Source organism: Kitasatospora sp. NPDC059146 (assembly GCF_042786665.1).
Classification (GTDB): domain Bacteria; phylum Actinomycetota; class Actinomycetes; order Streptomycetales; family Streptomycetaceae; genus Kitasatospora.
In genome coordinates this window covers 14,124-33,926 of sequence record NZ_JBHZCY010000100.1, presented here as the reverse complement: position 1 = coordinate 33,926, position 19,803 = coordinate 14,124, and the positions used below count along the sequence as shown (strand labels likewise).

Annotated in this window: 9 protein-coding genes; 2 read left to right on the top strand and 7 right to left on the bottom strand. The window is 72.6% G+C overall.

What is annotated here, in order from left to right; all coding sequences use genetic code 11:
* Positions 1-1,958, bottom strand: a 1,958-nt coding sequence (locus tag ACFXPX_RS32020) for a M4 family metallopeptidase (protein WP_380644237.1), incomplete at its 3' end; no start/stop codon positions are given.
* A gap of 615 nt (positions 1,959-2,573) precedes the next feature.
* Entirely contained in the window at positions 2,574-8,129 is a 5,556-nt protein-coding gene (pulA, locus tag ACFXPX_RS32015; RefSeq protein WP_380644236.1) for a pullulanase-type alpha-1,6-glucosidase, read from the bottom strand.
* A gap of 317 nt (positions 8,130-8,446) precedes the next feature.
* On the opposite strand from pulA, the gene ACFXPX_RS32010 reads away from it, so the two are divergent.
* The gene (locus ACFXPX_RS32010; RefSeq protein WP_380644235.1) at positions 8,447-9,409 is read left to right on the top strand and encodes a phosphatase PAP2 family protein; all 963 of its coding nucleotides are present in this window, start codon (positions 8,447-8,449) and stop codon (positions 9,407-9,409) included.
* Positions 9,410-9,544: 135 nt separating this feature from the next.
* Here ACFXPX_RS32010 and ACFXPX_RS32005 read toward each other — a convergent pair whose 3' ends face one another.
* Entirely contained in the window at positions 9,545-12,571 is a 3,027-nt protein-coding gene (locus ACFXPX_RS32005; RefSeq protein ID WP_380644234.1) for a bifunctional [glutamine synthetase] adenylyltransferase/[glutamine synthetase]-adenylyl-L-tyrosine phosphorylase, read from the bottom strand.
* Positions 12,572-12,762: 191 nt separating this feature from the next.
* Positions 12,763-14,124 carry a type I glutamate--ammonia ligase gene (glnA, locus tag ACFXPX_RS32000; RefSeq protein WP_375892633.1) on the bottom strand — a complete coding sequence of 454 codons (1,362 nt, stop codon included), beginning with the start codon at positions 14,122-14,124 and terminating at the stop codon, positions 12,763-12,765.
* Positions 14,125-14,298: 174 nt separating this feature from the next.
* Here glnA and ACFXPX_RS31995 point away from each other — a divergent pair, with 174 nt between their 5' ends.
* Positions 14,299-16,053, top strand: a complete 1,755-nt coding sequence (locus tag ACFXPX_RS31995) for an NAD+ synthase (protein WP_380527398.1) — start codon at positions 14,299-14,301, stop codon at positions 16,051-16,053.
* Between the two features lie 29 nt (positions 16,054-16,082).
* On the opposite strand, the gene ACFXPX_RS31990 is transcribed toward ACFXPX_RS31995, so the two are convergent.
* The 3 genes from ACFXPX_RS31990 to ACFXPX_RS31980 form a co-directional block, all read right to left on the bottom strand.
* Positions 16,083-17,126, bottom strand: a complete 1,044-nt coding sequence (locus ACFXPX_RS31990; RefSeq protein WP_375892635.1) for an endonuclease/exonuclease/phosphatase family protein — start codon at positions 17,124-17,126, stop codon at positions 16,083-16,085.
* Between the two features lie 196 nt (positions 17,127-17,322).
* Entirely contained in the window at positions 17,323-17,952 is a 630-nt protein-coding gene (locus tag ACFXPX_RS31985; protein ID WP_375892637.1) for a TetR/AcrR family transcriptional regulator, read from the bottom strand.
* 146 nt (positions 17,953-18,098) lie between these two features.
* Positions 18,099-19,739 carry an MFS transporter gene (locus tag ACFXPX_RS31980; RefSeq protein WP_380592562.1) on the bottom strand — a complete coding sequence of 547 codons (1,641 nt, stop codon included), beginning with the start codon at positions 19,737-19,739 and terminating at the stop codon, positions 18,099-18,101.
* Positions 19,740-19,803: the final 64 nt, after the last annotated feature.

The window sequence follows — 19,803 nt, the reverse complement described above, 5'->3', positions numbered from 1 at the left end:
ATCACACCGCTCGAAGCCGTCCACGGCGACGCCGTCCCGGTCTCGAAGCCCGGGTTGCCGAGCAGCTGCGCCGGGGTGCAGGAACCGCCGCCACCGCCGGTGACCGTCCAGGTGAAGCTGGCCGTACCGGACTTGCCGGCCGAGTCCTTCACCGTGACCGTCACGTTGGAGCTGCCCGCGGCGGTCGGCGAGCCGGTGATCGCACCGGTGTTGGCGTTGATGGCCAGGCCGGCCGGCAGCCCGGTGGCCGAGTAGGACAGCGGCGCCGTCCCGCCCGAGGCCTTGATCTGCAGGTTGACCGAGCCGCCCACCGCGGTGGACTGGTTGCCCGGGCTGGTGACGGTGACGCCGCCCGGGTTGGGCAGCGAGCCGACGTTGACGGCGGCCCAGGCGGTGGCGACCGCGTTGTACTCGGCGCTGTTGGCGCCGTACAGGTCGGTGGCCGCGTTCAGGGTCGCGGTGCGGGCGGCGGCGTAGTCGGTGGTGGAGGTCATGTAGGCGGTCAGCGCCTTGTACCAGACCTGCAGCGCCTTGTCGCGGCCGATGCCGGAGACGGTGATGTTGTTGACCGTCGGGCTGTTGTAGTTGAAGCCGTTGATGGTCTTCGCGCCGCTGCCCTCGGACAGCAGGTAGAAGAAGTGGTTGGCCACGCCGGACGAGTAGTGCACGTCCAGGTTGCCGACGCCCGAGTACCAGGAGTCGGCCGAGGTGCCGTCCTTGGAGGGCTTGTCCATGTAGCGCAGCGGCGTGCCGTTGCCGTTGATGTCGATCAGCTCGCCGATCAGGTAGTTCGGCGGGTTGGCGGGCAGGTTGGCGTAGAACTCGACGCCGGTGCCCATGATGTCGGAGGTCGCCTCGTTGAGGCCGCCGGACTCGCCCGAGTAGTTCAGGTTGGCGGTGGCCGAGGTGACGCCGTGGCTCATCTCGTGGCCGGAGACGTCGAGTTCGGTGAGCGGGTGGGTGTCGCCGCTGCCGTCGCCGTAGGTCATGCAGAAGCAGCCGTCGTCCCAGAACGCGTTGACGTAGCCGGTGTCGTAGTGCACCCGGCTCATCGCGCCGACGCCGTCGTTCTTGATGCCGTTGCGGCCGAAGTTGTTCTTGTAGAAGTCCCAGGTGACGGCGGCACCGTACTGGGCGTCGACGGCCGCCGACTCGCGGTTGCTGGCCTGGCCGTTGCCCCAGGTGTCGGAGGACTTGGAGAACAGCGTGCCGTTGCCGGAGGTGCCGTTCTTCATGTCGGTGGTGTACTGGCCGCCGCGGGTGGCGTCCTTGAGCGAGTAGGTGGAGCCGCTCTGGGTGGTGGTCAGCGGGACGGTGCCGACGAAGACGCCGGTGCCGGAGCCGCGCTTGATGCCGTCGGCCTTGCTGAGCACGGCACCGGTCTTGGCGTCGGTGACGACGTGCAGCTTGCTCGGGGTGCCGTCCGACTCGCGGCCGTTGACCACGGTCTCGTAGGCGAGCTTCGGGGTGCCGTCGGCGGCCCAGACGACCAGCCGGGGCGCGCCCTCGACGGTGCCCTGCTCGGCGGCGAGCGCGGCCTCCTGGGCTTTCGGCGCGGCCAGCGCGGGGGTGGTGCCGACGCCGGCGAGGTTGGCCTCGCTGGCCTTGGTCACGCTCTTGGTGGCGCCGGTGGCGTCCTGGTGGACGATCAGGTCGCCGCCGAGGACGGGGAGCCCGGCGTAGGTGCGCTCGTAGCGCAGGTGGCGAGCGCCGTTGGCGTCCTGGACGACGTCCTTGGTGACCAGCTGCTCCTTGCCGTCCAGGCCGAGCGCCTGGGCCAGGGAGGCGGTCTGCTGGTTCGCCGAGGCGATCAGCGTGGCCCGGCTGGCCTGCTGGTTGGCGACGGCGGTCGGCGCGTCCGGGGCCGCCTGCGCGATCACCGGTATGCCGGTGACCAGCAGCGCGGTGGTGGCGGCCATGACAACCGCTGCCTTCCGGACGTGGGCGTGACGTGACATGCGGACTCCTTTTCCGACCGGCGGACCGGGTGGATCGACCCGGCGTGCACGGTGGAGAGAACCTGGGCCGCGGTTGCGGCGCAGTGGGGGCCCCCGCCGGGTGCAACGGGGGTGCGGTTGCCGTGCTGTGCATGGCGTTGCGTGTGCGTCGGCGTTGCAGTGCGGTGCGGTGCTCGCAAGTCGTGCAGGTTCGTTGCAAGGTCGGGAGGCGCTGCACCTGAACTCGGACAGCTGCACCGGGGGGTGGGGCCCCCTCGTCTGCAGCCGGAGGAATCGTGGCAGCAAACGCGCCGTTAATGACAGATGCATGCCACCGATTGGCCGATTAATTACCGAAACCGTATGCACGACGCTTAGTCAGTTGTGTTACGGCATGACGAAGTCTTGAACACGGTTTTCATGCCCTTGGCAAAGTTCGATCACCACCGGAGGTGACTGACCAGCGGTCAGGGCCGGCGCCCGCCCCGACCGGGGCCCGGCAGCGCCGCACCGGGGCGGCACGTCACACTTCCGGCCGTGCCACCGCCGGTTTCCGGCCATTCCCCGGCCGGAACGGAACCGGGCCCCGCTCCGCCCGGACGGCGGTGCGGGGCCCGGGAGCCGGGGCCGGCGGGATCAGCCCTGCACGAACACCGCCACGGTGCGACCCGGCACGGTGAACGTGCCGGTGGCCGCGTCGAAGCCGGACTGCTGCACCACCCGGTCCACCCCGCCCGCCTGGACGGGGTGCAGCGCCTGGCTCGTCCCCTTCGCGGCGGCCACGGTCTGCGCCTGCGTGGCGGGCGTGGCGTTGACGACGACGGTGATGCCCTTCGCCGCCCCCGCCAGCCCGGTGCCGTCCAGGTGCAGGGTGATCACCCCGGGCGTCTCACCGGGCGTGCCGGAGAGCGGGTACGACAGCCGCTGCTGGACGTCGGCCAGGGTCGGCAGCGAGAACAGCGGTGAGGACTGCTTGATCCGCAGGAACTCCTGGAACTGCGCGGTGGTCGCCCGGATGTCGGCCGCCCCCACGGTCAGCCGCGGGTTCGCCAGCAGGGACTTCGCGGTCGGCCAGAGCTCCTGGTTGTCCTTGGCCGGCGGCAGGCCGCGACCCCAGCCGTTGCCCTGCGAGGCCCCCGTCAATGGATCGGGCCAGTGGATCGCGTTGAACCAGTCCCCGGAGTCGTAGGAGTTGGAGTCCAGCGACTTGGAGCGCAGCAGGTCGCTGCCCGCCTGGGCGAAGCCCGCGCCCTGGGTGAGCGCGGTCAGCGACAGCCCGAGCGCCTGCATCCGGGCCCGGTCGGCGGGCGCGGTGGTGGTCGGCAGTTTGTACGCGAGCGCGTCGAACAGGTCGGTGTTGTCGTGGGCGTCCACGTACTCCACTGCCTCGCCCGGCTTCGCCGCGTACCCGGTCGGGGCGCCGTTGTAGTCGACCTGGGCCCCGGTGACGGTCTTCCCCGAGCTGTCGGTGAAGGAGTAGCCGGCCAGGTTGCCGGTGAGGCCGACCTTCAACTGGTCCATCTGGTGCAGCAGTCGGGCCTTCTGCTCCTGCGGGCTGCCGTTCGCGGGCGAGCCGTTGGGGTCGGTGTACAGGCCCGAGGCGAAGCCCTGCTGCGGCGCGGAGCCGAGCATGAAGTTGCCGCCGCGGGCGGCGTCGCGGAGCCGGTCGTCGAAGGTGGCGATGCCGGTGCCGGCCATGTTGGCCTGGGTGGCCTGCGGGAACCGGGCGTCGTTCGCGACGGTGCCGAAGTTCCAGCCCTCGCCGTAGAGGAAGACGTTCCTGCCGTCCACGCCGTCCGACTCGGGCGTCATCCTGCCCAGCGCCGCCTGGACGTCCAGCATGGTGGACTTCGGGTCCAGGCCCATCAGGTCGAAGCGGAAACCGTCGACCTGGTACTCCCGGGCCCACAGCGTCACCGAGTCGACCACCAGCCGGTTCATCATGGCGTGTTCGGGCGCGGTGTCGGCGCAGCAGCTGTCCGTCGTCACCTTGCCGTCGGCGTCCAGCCGCTGGTAGTAGCCGGGCACTACCTTGTCGAGCACCGAGTGGTCGGCCTGGCCGGCGGCGGCGGTGTGGTTGTAGACCACGTCCAGCACCACCCGCAGTCCCGCCGCGTGCAGCGCCTGGACCATCTGCCGGAACTGCACGGTCCGGGCCGTCCCGTTCGGGTCCGTCGCGTAGGACCCCTCCGGCACGTTGTAGTGCAGCGGGTCGTAGCCCCAGTTGTAGGCGTCGTCGGCGGCCACGGCCGCCACGCACTCCTGCTGCTTCGGGCCGTCCGGGGGGAGGGACTTGAGGTCGCAGGCGGGGAGCTTCTGGTCCGCCCGGTTCTCCCGGATGGTGGCGATGTCGAAGGTCGGCAGCAGGTGCACCGTCGTCACCCCGGCCTTGGCGAGGTCCCGCAGGTGCTGCATCCCGGCCGAGTTCGACTCGGTGAAGGCCAGGTAGGTGCCGCGCTCGGCGGCCGGGACGGTGGTGTCCTCCACCGAGAAGTCCCGGACGTGGAGTTCCTGGATCTGCTGCTGCGCCGGCGGGACGGCCTTCGGGCGGGTCTGGTCGTCCCAGCCGGCCGGCTTGAGCTCCTTGGCGTCCAGGTCGGCGACCAGGCTGCGCCGGGAGTCGGTGGAGAGTGCCACCGAGTACGGGTCGGTGACGGTGTTGACCACCACCTGCTGCACCGAGGGCGCCCAGACCTTCACCTGGTACAGGTAGTACTTGCCGTCCAACTCCTCGCGGTCCCGGACGACTTCCCACACCCCGGTCTCGTCGTCCAGCGTCATCGGCAGCGTCCTCGGGGTGCCCCCGGTGGCGCTGTCGAAGACCCGGACGGACACCTGCTGGGCGGTCGGCGCCCAGAGCGAGAGGGCGGCCTTGCCGTCGTAGTGGGCCGGGCCGAAGTCCACCTTGCCGGTGCGGCGGGCGTACAGGTCGTCCAGTACGCCGGGGGTCTGCACCCCGGTGCCGGCCAGCACGGCGCCGCTGGGCAGGTGTTCGGTGAACAGCAGCTGGCTGCGCAGCGCCGCCGGGACGCGGGCGGTGTCCCGCTTGTCCACGGTGAAGGCCCGGTAGCCCGCCAGGTGCGGGTACGCGGCCTTCTGGGCGTCGGTCAGCCCGCCCGCGACGGGGGTGAGGCGGATCCACTTCCCGGGCTTGGTCAGCACGCCCTTGTCGGCGCGGATGCCGCCCTCGGGGTCGTAGACCAGCTGGGCGCTGGTGCCGCCGGCCAGGGCCTGGTCGGTGGCGCCGTAGTTCGCCGGGACGACGACGGTCCGCGCGTCGATCCACTGGGCCTTGGCGCTGCCGAAATCCAACTGCGAGGCGGCGGCCGGGTTCTGCGGCAGCAGGTAGCCCTCGCGGCCGCCGAGGATCCACACCTCCTTGCCGTTGACGGCGAAGTCCAGCGACTGGTCGGCGGGCAGGTCCTTGTCGTTGCCGTTGTGCAGGATGTAGCTGAGGCTGGTCGCCCCGGGGGCGAGCGGCGCCTCGAAGACGGCGCCGAAGGCGTCGCGGCGCACCGGCAGCAGCGGCTTGCCCCAGTCGGTGGGGGCGGCGGCGCCGGTCCAGTCGTGCAGGCCCCAGCCGTCGTAGGTGCCGTCGGCCCGGTTGTAGTGGATGACGGCGGTGTTCGCGGGCTGGGTGTTCGCCGGGCCGGGGTTCGTGGTGCGGACGGTCGGGTCGCCCTGCTTCAACCACACCTCGCCGCCGCTGCCCAGGTCGAGGTGGCGGTCGGCGTCGACGTCCTTGACGCCGTTCTTCTCCACGACGAAGCCGAGGTCCGAGGCGCCGGGCTTGAGCCGCACGTAGGCGAAGGCGCCGTACGCGTCCCGCCCGGTGAAGGGGTGCCCGGCCGGCCAGGTGGTGCCCTCGCCGTCGGCGAGGTCGCCCCAGGCGTACAGGTTCCAGCCGTCGTAGTCGCCGTCCGGCCGGTTGTAGTGGACGACGGCGTACGGGCGGGCGCCGGCGGTGGGCACCGGCTGGGGAGCGGGGGTGCCGGTGGTGAAGCTCGCGGTGGTGGAGCGCAGGTGGCCGCTGGAGTCCTGGAGGACGGCCTTGTAGCGCACCACCGTGCCGGGGGCGGCGGCGCTCAGGTCCTGGGTCACCGCGAAGAGTCGTCGGCCGTCGGAGCCGGACGTCCCGGTGTCGGCGGTGCCGAGCGTCCGCCACGGCCCGTTGCCGGTCTGCGCGGCGAACGTCACGCGGTTGAAGCCGCCGCCGTCCGCCTTCGCCCCGATCGTCACGAGCCCGGTCGAACCGTCCGCCGGCGGTTGCACCGACAGCTGCGGCGCGGCGGCGACCGGCGCGAGCCGGGCGCCGGCCTTGAGGACGACGGAGGACAGCGCCGGAACGGTGACGGTCACCTTGCGGTCGGCGCCGCTGGTGAGCCGCGGTCCGGCCGCGGGGTAGACCGGGTCGAAGCCCATCCCCGCGGAGAAGGTGTCCAGCGTGACGGTCTTCGCCTCGGTGGCGTTGTTGACCGCCACCAGGTACTCGACCTGCTGCCCGGCGTCGATCCGGGAGAAGGCGTACACGCCCGGGCCGTCGGCGGCGTAGCGCTGGATCTGCGCCCCGTCGGCGAGCGCCGGGTTGTCGCGGCGCAGCTTCGCCAGGCCGGCGATGCCCTGGTAGAGCTCGCCGCCCTGCCCGTACCGGTCGGCCGCCCCCGAGGGGCCGCCGAGCACCCGGTCGGCGTTGTAGGAGGGCGTCTTCGAGGCGAACATGTCCTGCCGGGCGTCCTTGTCGCCGCCCGCGCCGGTGAAGCCCTGCTCGTCGCCGTAGTAGACGACGGGCTGGCCGCGGGTGAGGAACTGCAGCTCGTTGCCGAGCCGGTCCTTCTTGAGCAGGGTGGCGTCGTCGGCGCCCGGGTTGTCGGCGAGCAGGAAGGAGCCGAAGCGGCCCATGTCGTGGTTGCCGAGGAAGGTCGGCAGCTCGTAGGCGTCGGTGTCGGCGCCGGTGTAGCGGTAGTCCTGGCCGTAGACGTCGGCGAGGTTGCGCGCCGAGCCGCCCTGGGAGACGTACGAGCGGGCCGCGCCCTGGAACGGGAAGTCCAGGGTGGCCTGGAGCTTGCCCTTGGTGACGTAGGGCGAGGTGACGGCCGGGTCGCCGGAGTAGACCTCGCCGAACATGAAGAACTTCCGGTTGCCCTGCTTGGTGGCGAAGTCCTTGAGCGCGGGCGCCCATTGCTGCCAGAAGGCCATGTCGACGTGCTTGACGGTGTCGATCCGGAAGCCGTCCACCCCGGCGTCCTTGACCCACTGCTGGTAGACCTGCTCGAAGCCCTTGACCACCCGGGGGTTCTGGGTGTCCAGGTCGTCCAGGCCGTTGAAGTCGCCCTCGGTGGCGGACTCTCCGACGAAGGTCGAGTCGCCCCGGTTGTGGTAGAGCGCCGGGTCGTTGAGCCAGGACGGGGTCTTGGCGGTGGCGTCCGCGGGCTTGCGGAAGACCGGGGTGTAGGGGAAGGAGTCCTTGGTGATCTTCGGCCAGGGGGCGCCCGCGGCGGCGATCGCGGTCTCGTCGACCGGGTTGCCGTCCGCGTCGAGGGTCGGGTAGGCGCCGGTGGAGCGGTAGGAGTGCTGCTGCTCCGCGTCGTCGATGACGTCGGCGGTGTGGTTGGTGATGACGTCGAAGAAGACCTTGATGCCGCGCGCGTGCGCCTTGGCTATCAGTTCCTTGAGCTGGTCGTTGGTGCCGAAGTGCGGGTCGACCTGGGTGAAGTCGGTGATCCAGTAGCCGTGGTAGCCGGCCGAGGCGTCGGCCCCGCTGCCCTGCACCGGCTTGTTCTTGAAGATCGGGGCCAGCCAGATCGCGGTGGTGCCGAGGTTCTGGACGTAGTCGAGCTTCTGGATCAGGCCGGCCAGGTCGCCGCCGTGGTAGAAGCCCTTGTCGGTCGGGTCGAGGCCGTTGTCCAGCCGTCCGCCGGTGATGCCCCCGGTGTCGTTGGCGGTGTCGCCGTTGGCGAAGCGGTCGGGCAGGACGAAGTAGAACTGCTCGCGGGTGAGGTCGTGCCGTCCGGCGGTGGCCGCCAGGGCGGCGTCCGAGGGCGGGGGCGGCGGAGCCGCGGCGAGGGCCGCGGGGGCGCCGCCGAGGGTGGCGGCGGTCAGCGCGGCGGCCAGCAGGACGGCCGTGCGGCCGGGTCTGCGGGCGGGTCCGCGGGGAGGACTGCTCCGTCGGGGGCGGAGCGGCGTATCGGCCACTGAGGGGCTCCCTTAGGGGAAGGGGCGATCGATTTCCCAGGAAGCTAGCGGCCTGCAATCCGTTTCAGCAAGATGCAGAAAGCGTTTCGTCCCGGGAAATTCCAGGCCACCGGCCCGCCCGGCCACCCCGGTTACGCTCGAACGGCCGAGCGCGTGACAATGGGACGTATGTCCGTCCCACCGGTAAGCACCAGACCCGACCGCACCCCCTACCCCGGTGGGATCCGCCCCCTACCCCTGGAGGGGGACAGCCGGTGAAGAATCCACTTCCAGAGGATGAGCAGACGGCTACGAGTGGTCTGGCAGACTTCTCGTCCATGGGGGAACCGACCGAGATCCAGCGAGGCGACGCCCGGCGCGCCGACGCGGCCCGCGGTGGCGGCTCCGAGGCGACCGAGGCCACCCCGGCCCGGCTGCCCGAAGGAGCCACCCGTGCCGCCCAGTCCCGCACCGCCGCCCTGCGCGGCCGCATCCGGGACCAGCGGCGCTCACCCGCCCGGCCGCGGATCTGGTTCGAGCTCGCCCTGATCGGGATCAGCTACTGGCTCTACTCCCTCGTGCGCAACGCCGTCCCGGAGCAGGAAGCGATAGCCCAGAAGCACGCACGCTGGATCTGGGACCTGGAGAAGGACCTCGGCATCGCGGTCGAGCGCTCGATCAACCACGCCGTGGACAGCGTCGGGTGGCTCATCACCGGGATGAACTACTACTACGCGACCCTGCACTTCATCATCACCATCGGTGTGCTGGTCTGGCTCTACCGCAGCCACCCCGGCCGCTACGTCGCCGCCCGCACGGTGCTGTTCGTCACCACCGGGATCGCCCTGGTCGGCTTCTACTTCTTCCCGCTGGCCCCGCCGCGGCTGATGACCGACGGCGGCTTCATCGACACCGTGCAGGCCCACCACACCTGGGGCTCGTTCGCCTCCGGGCCCGCCGCGCACGTCTCCAACCTGTACGCGGCGATGCCCTCGATGCACATCGGCTGGTCGATGTGGTGCGGTCTGACGATCTTCTTCCTGGTCCGCCGGACCTGGGTCCGGGTGCTCGGACTGATGTACCCGGCGGCCACCCTGGTGGTCATCATCTCGACCGCCAACCACTTCTGGATGGACGCCGTCGGCGGCGAGATCTGCCTGACGGTCGGCTTCCTGGCCGCCCGCTGGCTGTACCACGAGTGGGTGTACAAGCTGCCGCGGGTGCCCGCCCGGGAGCAGGCCGAGGAGCCGGTCACCGTGCCGGAGCAGTGGAGCGAGCCGGCGGTCGGCGCACGGCGCTAGGGCCTGTCCGGCGGCCGAGGGACGAGGGACGAGCCACCAGGAGGGGCCCCTGATCCAGGGGCCCCTTTCGCGTACCCGCCGACCCCTCCCGACCGGCCTCGCGCGCTCCGGTCGGCTCCCGCGCTCCGGTCGGACTCAGGCCGACCCGTAGAACAGCCGGTCCACCACCGCCCGGGCCCGCCGGGTGGTGCGCCGGTAGTCGTCCACCAGCTCCCCGCTGTGCCCGGCGCCGTACCCGAGGTAGCGGGCCACCCCGGCCAGCTCCCGGGCCTCCCCGGGGAAGCTGTCCCCCGGCCGCCCGCGCACCAGCATCACCGCGGAGCGCACCCGGGAGGCCAGCACCCACGCCGCCTCCAGCACCTCCGCGTCGGCCGGCTCCACCAGCCCGGCCCCGACCGCCGCCGCCAGGGCGGCCCTGGTCCGGGTGGTCCGCAGGCCCGGCACCTCGTGCCCGTGCTGGAGCTGGAGCAGCTGCACCGTCCACTCCACGTCCGCCAGCCCGCCCCGGCCGATCTTGGTGTGGGTGGTCGGGTCGGCACCGCGCGGCAGCCGCTCGGCCTCGATCCGCGCCTTGATCCGGCGGATCTCCACCAGGTCCCGCTCCGGCACCCCGGTCCCCGGGTAGCGCAGCGGGTCGATCAGCTGCCGGAACCGCGCGCCCAGCTCCTCGTCCCCGGCCACCGGCTCGGCCCGCAGCAGCGCCTGGCTCTCCCAGGCGTGCGACCAGCGCCGGTAGTACGCCGCGTACGAGGCCAGGGTGCGCACCAGCGGGCCGCTGCGCCCCTCCGGCCGCAGGTCGGCGTCGACCAGCAGCGGCGGCTCGGTGGACGGCGCGGCCAGCAGGGTGCGCAGCTCGTTGCAGACCGCCTGGGCCGCCCGGGCCGCGTCCTGCTCCAGCGAGCCGAGCAGCGGCTCGTGGACGAAGAGCACGTCCGCGTCCGAGCCGTAGCCCAGCTCGTGCCCGCCGAAGCGGCCCATCGCGATCACCGCGATCCGGGTCGGCAGGTCCCCGTGCTCGGCCTCCCAGCCGGCCACGCAGGCGCGCAGCGCGCCCTGGAGGGTGGCGGCGTTGAGCGCGGTCAGCGCCTCCCCCGCGACGTCCAGCGCCTCGGCCGGGTCGTCGCCGAGCCGGCCCAGCACGTCCGCGGCGGCCGTCCGGAACAGCTCCCGGCGGCGCACCGAGCGGGCGGCGGCAACAGCGGCGGCGGCGGACCCGGCCCGGCCGACGGCGGCCAGTATCTCCGACTGGAGCGCCGCCCGGCCGCGCGGCACCGGGCCCTGCGGGTCGCCCAGCATGGCCACCGCCTCGGGGGCGCGCAGCAGCAGGTCGGGGGCGAGCCGGCCGGCCGACAGCACCCGGGCGAGCTGCTCGGCGGCGGCGCTCTCGTCCCGCAGCAGCCGCAGGTACCAGGGGGTGCGGCCGAGCGCGTCGGAGACCTGGCGGAAGTTGAGCAGTCCGGCGTCCGGGTCGGCCGACTCGGCGAACCAGCCGAGCAGCACCGGCAGCAGGGTGCGCTGGATCGCGGCCTTGCGGCTGACCCCGGAGGCGAGCGCGCTGATGTGCCGCAGCGCGGCGGCCGGGTCGGTGTAGCCGAGCGCCTCCAGCCGGGCCCGGGCCGCCTCCGGGGTCAACCCGGCCGCGCCGGGCGGCAGTTCGGCGACGGCGTCGAGCAGCGGCCGGTAGAACAGCTTCTCGTGCAGCCGCCGCACCTCCACCGCGTGCCGCTTCCACTCGCGCTGCAGCGCGGCCACCGGGTCGGAGCGGGTGTCGTCGTTGATCAGCGCGGCGAGCGAGCGGGCGAGCCGGCGCTGGTCCGCCTCGGCGGTGGGCATCAGGTGGGTGCGGCGCAGCCGGTGCAACTGGATGCGGTGCTCCAGCGAGCGCAGGAAGCGGTACGCGGTGTCCAGCGAGGCGGCGTCCGCCCGGCCGACGTACCCGCCGCGGGAGAGCGCGGCCAGCGCCTCCAGGGTGTTGCCGCTGCGCAGCGCCGGGTCGGTGCGGCCGTGCACCAGCTGGAGCAGCTGGACGGAGAACTCGACGTCGCGCAGCCCGCCCGGGCCGAGCTTGAGCTGGCGGTCGACCTCGGGGGCCGGGATGGAGTCGATCACCCGGCGGCGCATCTGCTGGACGTCGGTGACGAAGTTCTCCCGGGCGGCGGCCTGCCAGACCATCGGGGCGAGCGCCTCGACGTACGCGGCGCCGAGCTCGGCGTCCCCGGCGACCGGGCGGGCCTTGAGCAGGGCCTGGAACTCCCAGGTCTTGGCCCACCGCTGGTAGTAGGCGAGGTGGCTGGCCAGGGTGCGCACCAGCGGGCCGTTGCGGCCCTCCGGGCGCAGGTTGGCGTCCACCGGCCAGATGGTGCCCTCGCCGGTGGTGTCCGAGCAGAGCCGGGTGAGCGCGGCGGCCAGCCGGGTGGCGGCCTTGACGGCCGCGTGCTCGTCCACGCCCTCGCGCGGCTCGGCGACGAAGATGACGTCCACGTCGGAGACGTAGTTGAGTTCGCGGCCGCCGCACTTGCCCATCCCGATCACCGCGAGCCGGCAGGCCGCGGCGGCCTCCGGGTCCTGCTCGGCGGCGAGGTCCAGGGCGGTCTGGAGGGTGGCGCCGGCCAGGTCGGCGAGTTCGGCGGCGGTCTGGGCGAGGTCGGTGGTGCCGGTGAGGTCGCGGGCGGCGATGGCCAGCAGGCAGCGCCGGTAGGCGATCCGCAGGGCGTTCTCGGGGCTGCGGCCCGCGCCCCCGACGCCCTCGGCGAGGGCGCGGCGGAAGTCCGCCGGACCGGGGTGCATGTCGCGCAGTTCGAAGGTGACCAGCGCGTGCCAGTCGTGCGGGTGCCGGGCCAGGTGGTCGGCGAGCGCGGTGGAGACGCCGAGCACGCCGAGCAGCCGGTCGCGCAGCGGCTTGGAGGTGGTGAGGGTGTCCCGCAGGGTGTGCCGCTCGGCCTCGTCGGCGGCCTCCACCAGCCGGGCCAGGCCCAGCAGCGCGAGGTCGGGGTCGGCGGTGGCGCCGAGCGCGTCCAGCACCACCGGGTCGTCGGCCAGGCCCTCCAGCCCGGGGCCGTCCAGCAGCCGCACCGCCTTCGCGGGATCGGTGAACCCGCGCCGGACCAGCCTGATCTCGGGCCGGCTGACCCGGCTCCCGGCCCGCTGTTCCTCCACCGCCATCGGCCCCTCCATCCCGTCCGCCAAGGGGGCCCGCCCCCGCAGGCAGGTTACGCTCACCGGCGGCCCCGCGCCGGGCGTGACCACCGGGCGGACCGCCCCCGTGACGACGGCCCCGCCACGGCCCGGGCGGGCGACGGCGGGGCCGGAAGAGGTCGGAGCCGCAGCTCACCGCAGGTGCTCGGAGCGCCTGCTCAGAGCACCTGGAGGTTCTTCCGCAGCTCGAACGGGGTCACCTCGGAGCGGTACTCCTCCCACTCCTGGCGCTTGTTGCGCAGGAAGAAGTCGAAGACGTGCTCGCCCAGGGTCTCGGCGACCAGCTCGCTGCGCTGCATCAGGTCGATGGCCTCGCCGAGGTTCTGCGGCATCGGCTGGATGCCGAGGGCGCGGCGCTCGGAGTCGGTCAGCGCCCACACGTCGTCGTCGGCGCCGGGCGGGAGCTCGTAACCCTCCTCGATGCCCTTGAGGCCGGCCGCGAGGGTCACGGCGTAGGCGAGGTACGGGTTGCAGCCGGTGTCCAGGGAGCGGACCTCGATCCGGGTGGAGCCCTGCTTGCCCGGCTTGTACATCGGCACCCGGATCAGCGCCGAGCGGTTGTTGTGGCCCCAGCAGATGTACGAGGGGGCCTCGCCGCCGGCGCCGGCGGTGCGCTGGGAGCCGCCCCAGATCCGCTTGTAGGAGTTCACCCACTGGTTGGTGACGGCGGCCGTCTCGGCGGCGTGCCGCAGCAGGCCGGCGATGAACGAGCGGCCGACCTTGGAGAGCTGGTACTCGGCGCCGGACTCGTGGAAGGCGTTGCGGTCGCCCTCGAAGAGCGAGAGGTGGGTGTGCATGCCGCTGCCGGGGTGCTCGGAGAACGGCTTGGGCATGAAGCTCGCGTGCACGCCCTGCTCCAGCGCGACCTCCTTCATGACCAGGCGGAAGGTCATGATGTTGTCGGCGGTGGACAGCGCGTCGGCGTAGCGCAGGTCGATCTCCTGCTGGCCGGGGGCGCCCTCGTGGTGCGAGAACTCCACCGAGATGCCCATCGACTCCAGCATGGTGATGGCCTGTCGGCGGAAGTCGTGGCCCACCCCGCGCGGGGTGTGGTCGAAGTAGCCGGACTGGTCGGCCGGGATCGGCGCGGTGCCGTCACCGGGCAGGTTCTTCAACAGGAAGAACTCGATCTCGGGGTGGGTGTAGAAGGTGAAGCCCTGGTCGGAGGCCTTCTCCAGGGTGCGCTTGAGCACGAACCTGGGGTCGGCGTAGGAGGGCGAGCCGTCCGGCATCAGGATGTCGCAGAACATCCGCGCGGTGCCCGGGGTCTCCGAGCGCCACGGCAGGATCTGGAAGGTGGTCGGATCCGGCTTGGCGATCATGTCGGATTCGTACACCCGGGCGAATCCCTCGATCGCCGAGCCGTCGAAACCGATGCCCTCCTCGAAGGCCTGCTCCAACTCGGCCGGCGCCACCGCCACCGACTTGAGGAACCCGAGAACATCGGTGAACCACAGCCGGACGAACCGGATGTCACGCTCCTCGAGCGTCCGAAGCACGAACTGCTGCTGCTTGCCCATGGGGACAGTCTCACCTCTGCTCTTTACGCTCGTGTTACGCCCGGGAGGCACCCGGAAGACCTCGTCGAGCGGTTGCCCCCATCATGGCCGATCCCCGCGCGACACGGCAGGGCCGACCCCCGAGGAGTCGTCCCCACGGGACATTGCGTCAGTTAGACGATTAGACTTCGGACCATGCCCAATCTCCGTCTCGCCCTGAGCCAGATCGACCCCTGGGTCGGTGACCTCGCCCGCAACAGCGAAGAGGTGGTGCGCTGGACCAAGCAGGCCGTGGAGGCCGGTGCCCAGCTGGTCGCGTTCCCCGAGATGGCCCTGACCGGCTACCCGGTCGAGGACCTCGCACTGCGCGGCTCCTTCGTCGAGGCCTCGCGCGGCGCCCTGGTGGAGCTGGCCGGCCGGCTGGCCGACGACGGGCTGGGCGAGGTGCCGGTGGTGGTCGGCTACCTCGGGCGCTCCGACCACCCCTCGCCGCGCTTCAACCGCCCCGCCGGGTCGCCGCAGAACTGCGCCGCGGTGCTGCACCGGGGCGAGGTGCTCACCCGCTTCGCCAAGCACCACCTGCCCAACTACGGCGTGTTCGACGAGTACCGCTGGTTCGTCCCCGGCGACCAGCTGCCGGTGCTGCGGCTGCACGGGGTGGACGTCGCCCTGGCGATCTGCGAGGACATCTGGCAGGACGGCGGCCGGGTCACCGCCGCCCGCGAGGCCGGGGCCGGCCTGCTGCTGGTCGTCAACGGCTCGCCGTACGAACGGAACAAGGACGACCAGCGGCTGGAGCTGGTGCAGCGCCGCGCCGCCGAGGCGGGCTGCACCCTGGCGTACGTCAACATGGTCGGCGGCCAGGACGAGCTGGTCTTCGACGGCGACTCGATCGTGGTCGGCGCGGACGGCGAAGTCCTGGCCCGCGCACCGCAGTTCGAGGAACACCTGGTGCTGCTGGACCTCGACCTGCCGGCCGCCGGCAGCGACCACACCGACGGCCTGCTGCTCAGCGACGGGCTGCACCTGGTCCGCACCGAACTGAGCGACGAGCCGGCCCCGGTGCCCGCCGGCCGGCCCGCCGCCGACATCGCGCCCCGGCTGTCCGACGAGGCCGAGATCTGGGCCGCGCTGGTCTCCGGCACCCGGGCGTACGTGGTCAAGAACGGCTTCCGCTCGGTACTGATCGGCCTCTCCGGCGGCATCGACTCGGCCCTGGTGGCCGCGATCGCGGTGGACGCGCTCGGCGCCGACCACGTGCACTGCGTCTCGATGCCCAGCCGCTACTCCTCCCAGCACTCCCGGGACGACGCGGCCGAACTGGCCCGCCGCACCGGGCTGCACTTCCGGACCGTCTCCATCGCCCCGATGTTCGACGCCTACCTGGGCGCCACCGAGCTGACCGGCCTGGCCGAGGAGAACCTCCAGTCCCGGCTGCGCGGCACCCTGCTGATGGCGATCTCCAACCAGGAGGGGCACATCGTGCTCGCGCCCGGCAACAAGAGCGAGCTGGCGGTCGGCTACTCCACCCTGTACGGCGACTCGGTCGGCGCCTACGGCCCGATCAAGGACGTCTACAAGTCACTGGTCTTCCGCCTCGCCCGCTGGCGCAACGAGGAGGCCGAGCGGCGCGGCGAGGTGCCGCCGATCCCGGAGAACACCATCAGCAAGCCGCCGTCCGCCGAACTGCGGCCGGACCAGGTGGACGCCGACTCGCTGCCCGACTACGACCTGCTGGACAGCGTGCTGGAGCGCTACATCGAGGGCGACGAGGGCCGGGACGCGATCGTCGCGGCGGGCTTCGACCCGGCCGTGGTGGACCGGGTGGTCCGGCTGGTCGACACCGCCGAGTACAAGCGGCGCCAGTACCCGCCGGGCCCGAAGACCTCGGTGAAGAACTTCGGCCGCGACCGCCGGCTGCCGATCACCAACCGCTGGCGGCGCGGCTGACCGGGCGGCTAGGGCGTGTCTGACACGCCCTAGTTGTAGGTGAAGGCGGCGGCCACCGCGAGGTGGTCGCTGCCGTCCCGGGGCAGGGTGCGGGAGTCCACCGGCCGGAGCCCGCCCTTGCTCATGATCTGGTCGATCCGCGCCATCGGGAACGCCGCGGGCCAGCTGAACCCGAAGCCGTCCCCGGCCGCGCCCTGGGCCGAGCGCATCTGCGAGGTGACCGGCGCCAGGCTGCGGTCGTTCATGGTGCCGTTGAGGTCGCCGAGCAGCAGGACCTTCTTCACCGGCTCGGCCTGCACGGCGTCGCCGAGCGCCTGGGCGCTGATGTCCCGCTGGTGGACGGTGAACCCGCCCTCGGCCTTGAGCCGGACGGACGGCAGGTGGGCGACGTACACCGCGAGCGGGCCCTGCGGGGTGGTGACCTGGGCCCGGAACGCCCTGGTCCAGCCCATCCTCAGGTCCACCGGGGTGACCCCGTCGATCGGGTACTTCGACCAGAGCCCGACCGTCCCCTCCACGGAGTGGTACGGGTACGCCGCGGCGAGCCCGGTCTCGTACTCCCGCAGCTGGCTGCCGGCCAGCTCCTGGAGGGCGACGATCTGGGCGTTCGAGGCCACCAGGCCGCGGATGGTGCCCGGCACGTCGGTGTTGCCCGCGGCGACGTTGTGGCTGACCACCGTCCAGTCGCCCTTGCCGCCGCTCTTGTCGGACAGCAGCCCGCCGAACAGGTTGACCCACAGCACGGCGGGCACCAGCAGGGCGATCAGGGCGGTGGCGGAGCGGCGCAGCAGCGCGGGCACCAGCAGCACCGGGACCGCCAGCCCCACCCAGGGCAGGAAGGTCTCCAGCAGGCTGCCGAGGTTGCCGACGCTGTTCGGCACCCGGGCGTGGAAGCCCAGCAGCACGGCGGTGAGCAGGGCCAGCAGGGCGATCAGCAGTCCGCGCCGCCAGGTGCCGCTGCCGCGGGCGTCCCGGCCCCAGTGCCGCAGGCCGAGGAAGCCGCCGCTGCGGCCGGCGTCCGCGCCCGCACCGCCACGGGACGTGGTCCGTTCGGTGCTGTCCGCCTGCGCCATGCCGTGGCTCCCGTCGCTCGTGCCGTCGCCGGTCCGTCGTCCGGTCCGTGGGGGTACGGGCGCGGTGCCGGACTGGTGCCGGTTTGATCGGTGACCCGGCTCAGCCTATGCCGGGACAGACGTGCGGCCCCGGGAGCGGGTTCCGGCGTGGCCCGCTTTGGTGAGCCAGGCCACGTCGGACACGAAGGAGTGAACCTCAGCGCCGCGCGATGCCGTCGAGCACGGAGTCGACCAGCTGGCGGGACAGGTCCGGGTCCTCCAGGTCGGTGTCGTCCGAGAGGACGCTGCGGTAGAGGATCGGCCCCATCAGCAGGTCGCCGAGCAGCTCCACGTCGAGGTCGTCGCGGATCAGGCCCTCGGCGACGGCCCGCCGGATCGCGAGGATCCCGACCTCGCGGCGCGGCTTGATCACCCGCTCCCGGTAGGCGTTGTGCAGCTCCGGCAGGGCCTGCATCTGGCCGAGCGTCGCCTTGAGCACCCAGCGGGTGCGCTTGGCCAGGCCCCGCCGGCGGATGTAGTCGACCATCGCGATCAGGTCCTCGCGGGCGCCGGCGCCGGTGGGGGCCGGGATCGGCTCCTCCAGCCGGCTGACCAGGTCGACCAGCAGGGCCTCCTTGTTGGGCCAGCGCCGGTAGATGGTCGCCTTGCCGACGCCGGCGGCGGTGGCGATGCCCTCGATGGTGAGTTCGGACAGCGCCTTGCCGTCGGCCATCAGGTCCTCGACGGCGGTGAAGATGGCCTGCTCGGCGGCCTCGCTGCGGGGCCGGCCGCGGCGTACCGCCGCGCAGGCCTGCCCGGTGTCGGCGCTCGGCGTGTCCGTCCTCATCCCCGCTGCCTCTCGCTCGCTGGTCCCGGGCGCGCGGGCGCCGCGGTGGGTCCGTCGGTCCGGGCCGGGCGACCCCGTCCAGGACCTGGGCCCTGCCGGTCGGGGGCACCGACCGGCAGGGCCATTGTCGCTCAGCCGTCCGCAGGTCAGGCGGCCGCGGCCGCCCGGGGCTGGTCCTGCTGCCCGGGAACCTGCCCGCCCGGACCGCCGGGGACACCCGCGGGGGCGGCGGTGCGGCGCGGGAGGAGGAACCAGGCGACCAGCGCGCCGACCAGCGAGATGCCGACCGAGAGCGAGGCCACCACGTGCATGGCGTGGATGAAGGCGTCGTTCGCCGGGCCGATCAGCCCGTCGGCCAGGCCGCCGGGGACGTGCTCGACGAAGGCCCGGGTGGACTCCAGCGACTCGGCGGCCCGGTCCAGGTTGGCCCCGGCCTTCTCCTGCACGGCCTGGGGCAGCTGGTGCAGCGGGCCGGTCATCCCGTCGCGGTAGACGGTGGAGAGCACCGCGCCGAGCACGGCGACCCCGAGCGAGCCGCCGACCTGGCGGAAGGTGTTGTTGACGGCCGAGCCGGCGCCGGCCTTCTCGCGGGGCAGCGAGCCCATGATCGCGACGGTGACCGGCGGCATGACGTGGGCCATCCCGGCGCCCATCACCAGGCCGAGCACGACCAGCACCCAGATCGGGGTCGTCGCGGTCAGCACGGTGTAGCCGAGGAAGCCGAGCGCGACCAGCACCATGCCGCCCGCGGCCGTGGCGGCGACGCCGAGGCGGTCGACCACCAGCCGGGCCCGGGGGGCGAACAGCAGCTGGGCGGCGGCCAGCGGGAGCATCAGCACGCCGGCCTGGAGGGCGCTGTAGCCGCGCACGCTCTGGGTGTAGAAGACGCCGAAGAAGGAGACGCCCATCAGCGCGAAGAAGATCACCGCGACGACCACCACCGAGGCGCTGAACACCTTGTTGCGGAACCAGGTGACGTCCAGCGCGGGGAACTGCGTGCGGCGCTCGAACCAGACGAAGGCGGCCAGCGCGAGCACGCCCAGCAGGGTCGGGCCCCAGGCCGCGAACGCGGTGAAGTCGGCCAGCTCGCCGCCCTTGATGATGCCGTAGATCAGCGCGACCAGGCCGATGACCGACAGCAGCACGCCGACCGGGTCCATCCGGCCCGGGTTCGGGTCCTTGGACTCGGGGACCAGGACGGCCATCGCGATCAGCGCGACGATCACGATCGGCACGTTGACCAGGAAGACCGAGCCCCACCAGAAGTGCTCGATCAGCACGCCGCCGGTGATCGGGCCGATGGCGATGGCCAGGCCGACCGCGCCGGCCCAGATGCCGATCGCCTTGGGCTGCTCCTCGCGCTCGAAGACGTTCATGATGATCGCCAGCGTGGCGGGCATCGCGAGGGCGCCGCCGACGCCCATCAGGGCGCGGTAGCCGATCAGCTCGCCGGGCGAGGCGGCCATCGAGGACAGCAGCGAGGCGATCCCGAAGACCACCATGCCGCCGAGCAGGGCGCGCTTGCGGCCGAAGCGGTCGCCGAGCAGGCCCGAGGTGAAGAGCAGCCCGGCGAACACCAGGGTGTACGAGTTGATCGCCCATTCCAGGTCGCTCTGGGTGGCGCCCAGTCCGACCGGGGCGGGGGTCGCGATGGTCTTCATCGCGACGTTGAGGATCGAGTTGTCGAGCACGACGACGAGCAGGGCGAGCACCAGGGTGCCCAGGATCGCCCAGCGCCGGCGGTGGATGGCTTCCGGCACGCGGGGTGGCGCGGCTGCGGTGGTCATTGGTCTTCCCGTCCGTGTTGGCGTGGCACTGGCGGGCATTTGCGAGCCGCTTGCGTCTCGTAAC

What these genes read in the sequence shown, in the direction of transcription:
- ACFXPX_RS32010 (WP_380644235.1), top strand. Translation starts at nt 8,447, where the DNA reads ATGGGGGAACCGACCGAGATCCAGCGAGGCGACGCCCGGCGCGCCGAC.
- ACFXPX_RS32005 (WP_380644234.1), bottom strand. Translation starts at nt 12,571, where the DNA reads ATGGCGGTGGAGGAACAGCGGGCCGGGAGCCGGGTCAGCCGGCCCGAG.
- glnA (WP_375892633.1), bottom strand. Translation starts at nt 14,124, where the DNA reads ATGGGCAAGCAGCAGCAGTTCGTGCTTCGGACGCTCGAGGAGCGTGAC.
- ACFXPX_RS31995 (WP_380527398.1), top strand. Translation starts at nt 14,299, where the DNA reads ATGCCCAATCTCCGTCTCGCCCTGAGCCAGATCGACCCCTGGGTCGGT.
- ACFXPX_RS31990 (WP_375892635.1), bottom strand. Translation starts at nt 17,126, where the DNA reads ATGGCGCAGGCGGACAGCACCGAACGGACCACGTCCCGTGGCGGTGCG.
- ACFXPX_RS31985 (WP_375892637.1), bottom strand. Translation starts at nt 17,952, where the DNA reads ATGAGGACGGACACGCCGAGCGCCGACACCGGGCAGGCCTGCGCGGCG.
- ACFXPX_RS31980 (WP_380592562.1), bottom strand. Translation starts at nt 19,739, where the DNA reads ATGACCACCGCAGCCGCGCCACCCCGCGTGCCGGAAGCCATCCACCGC.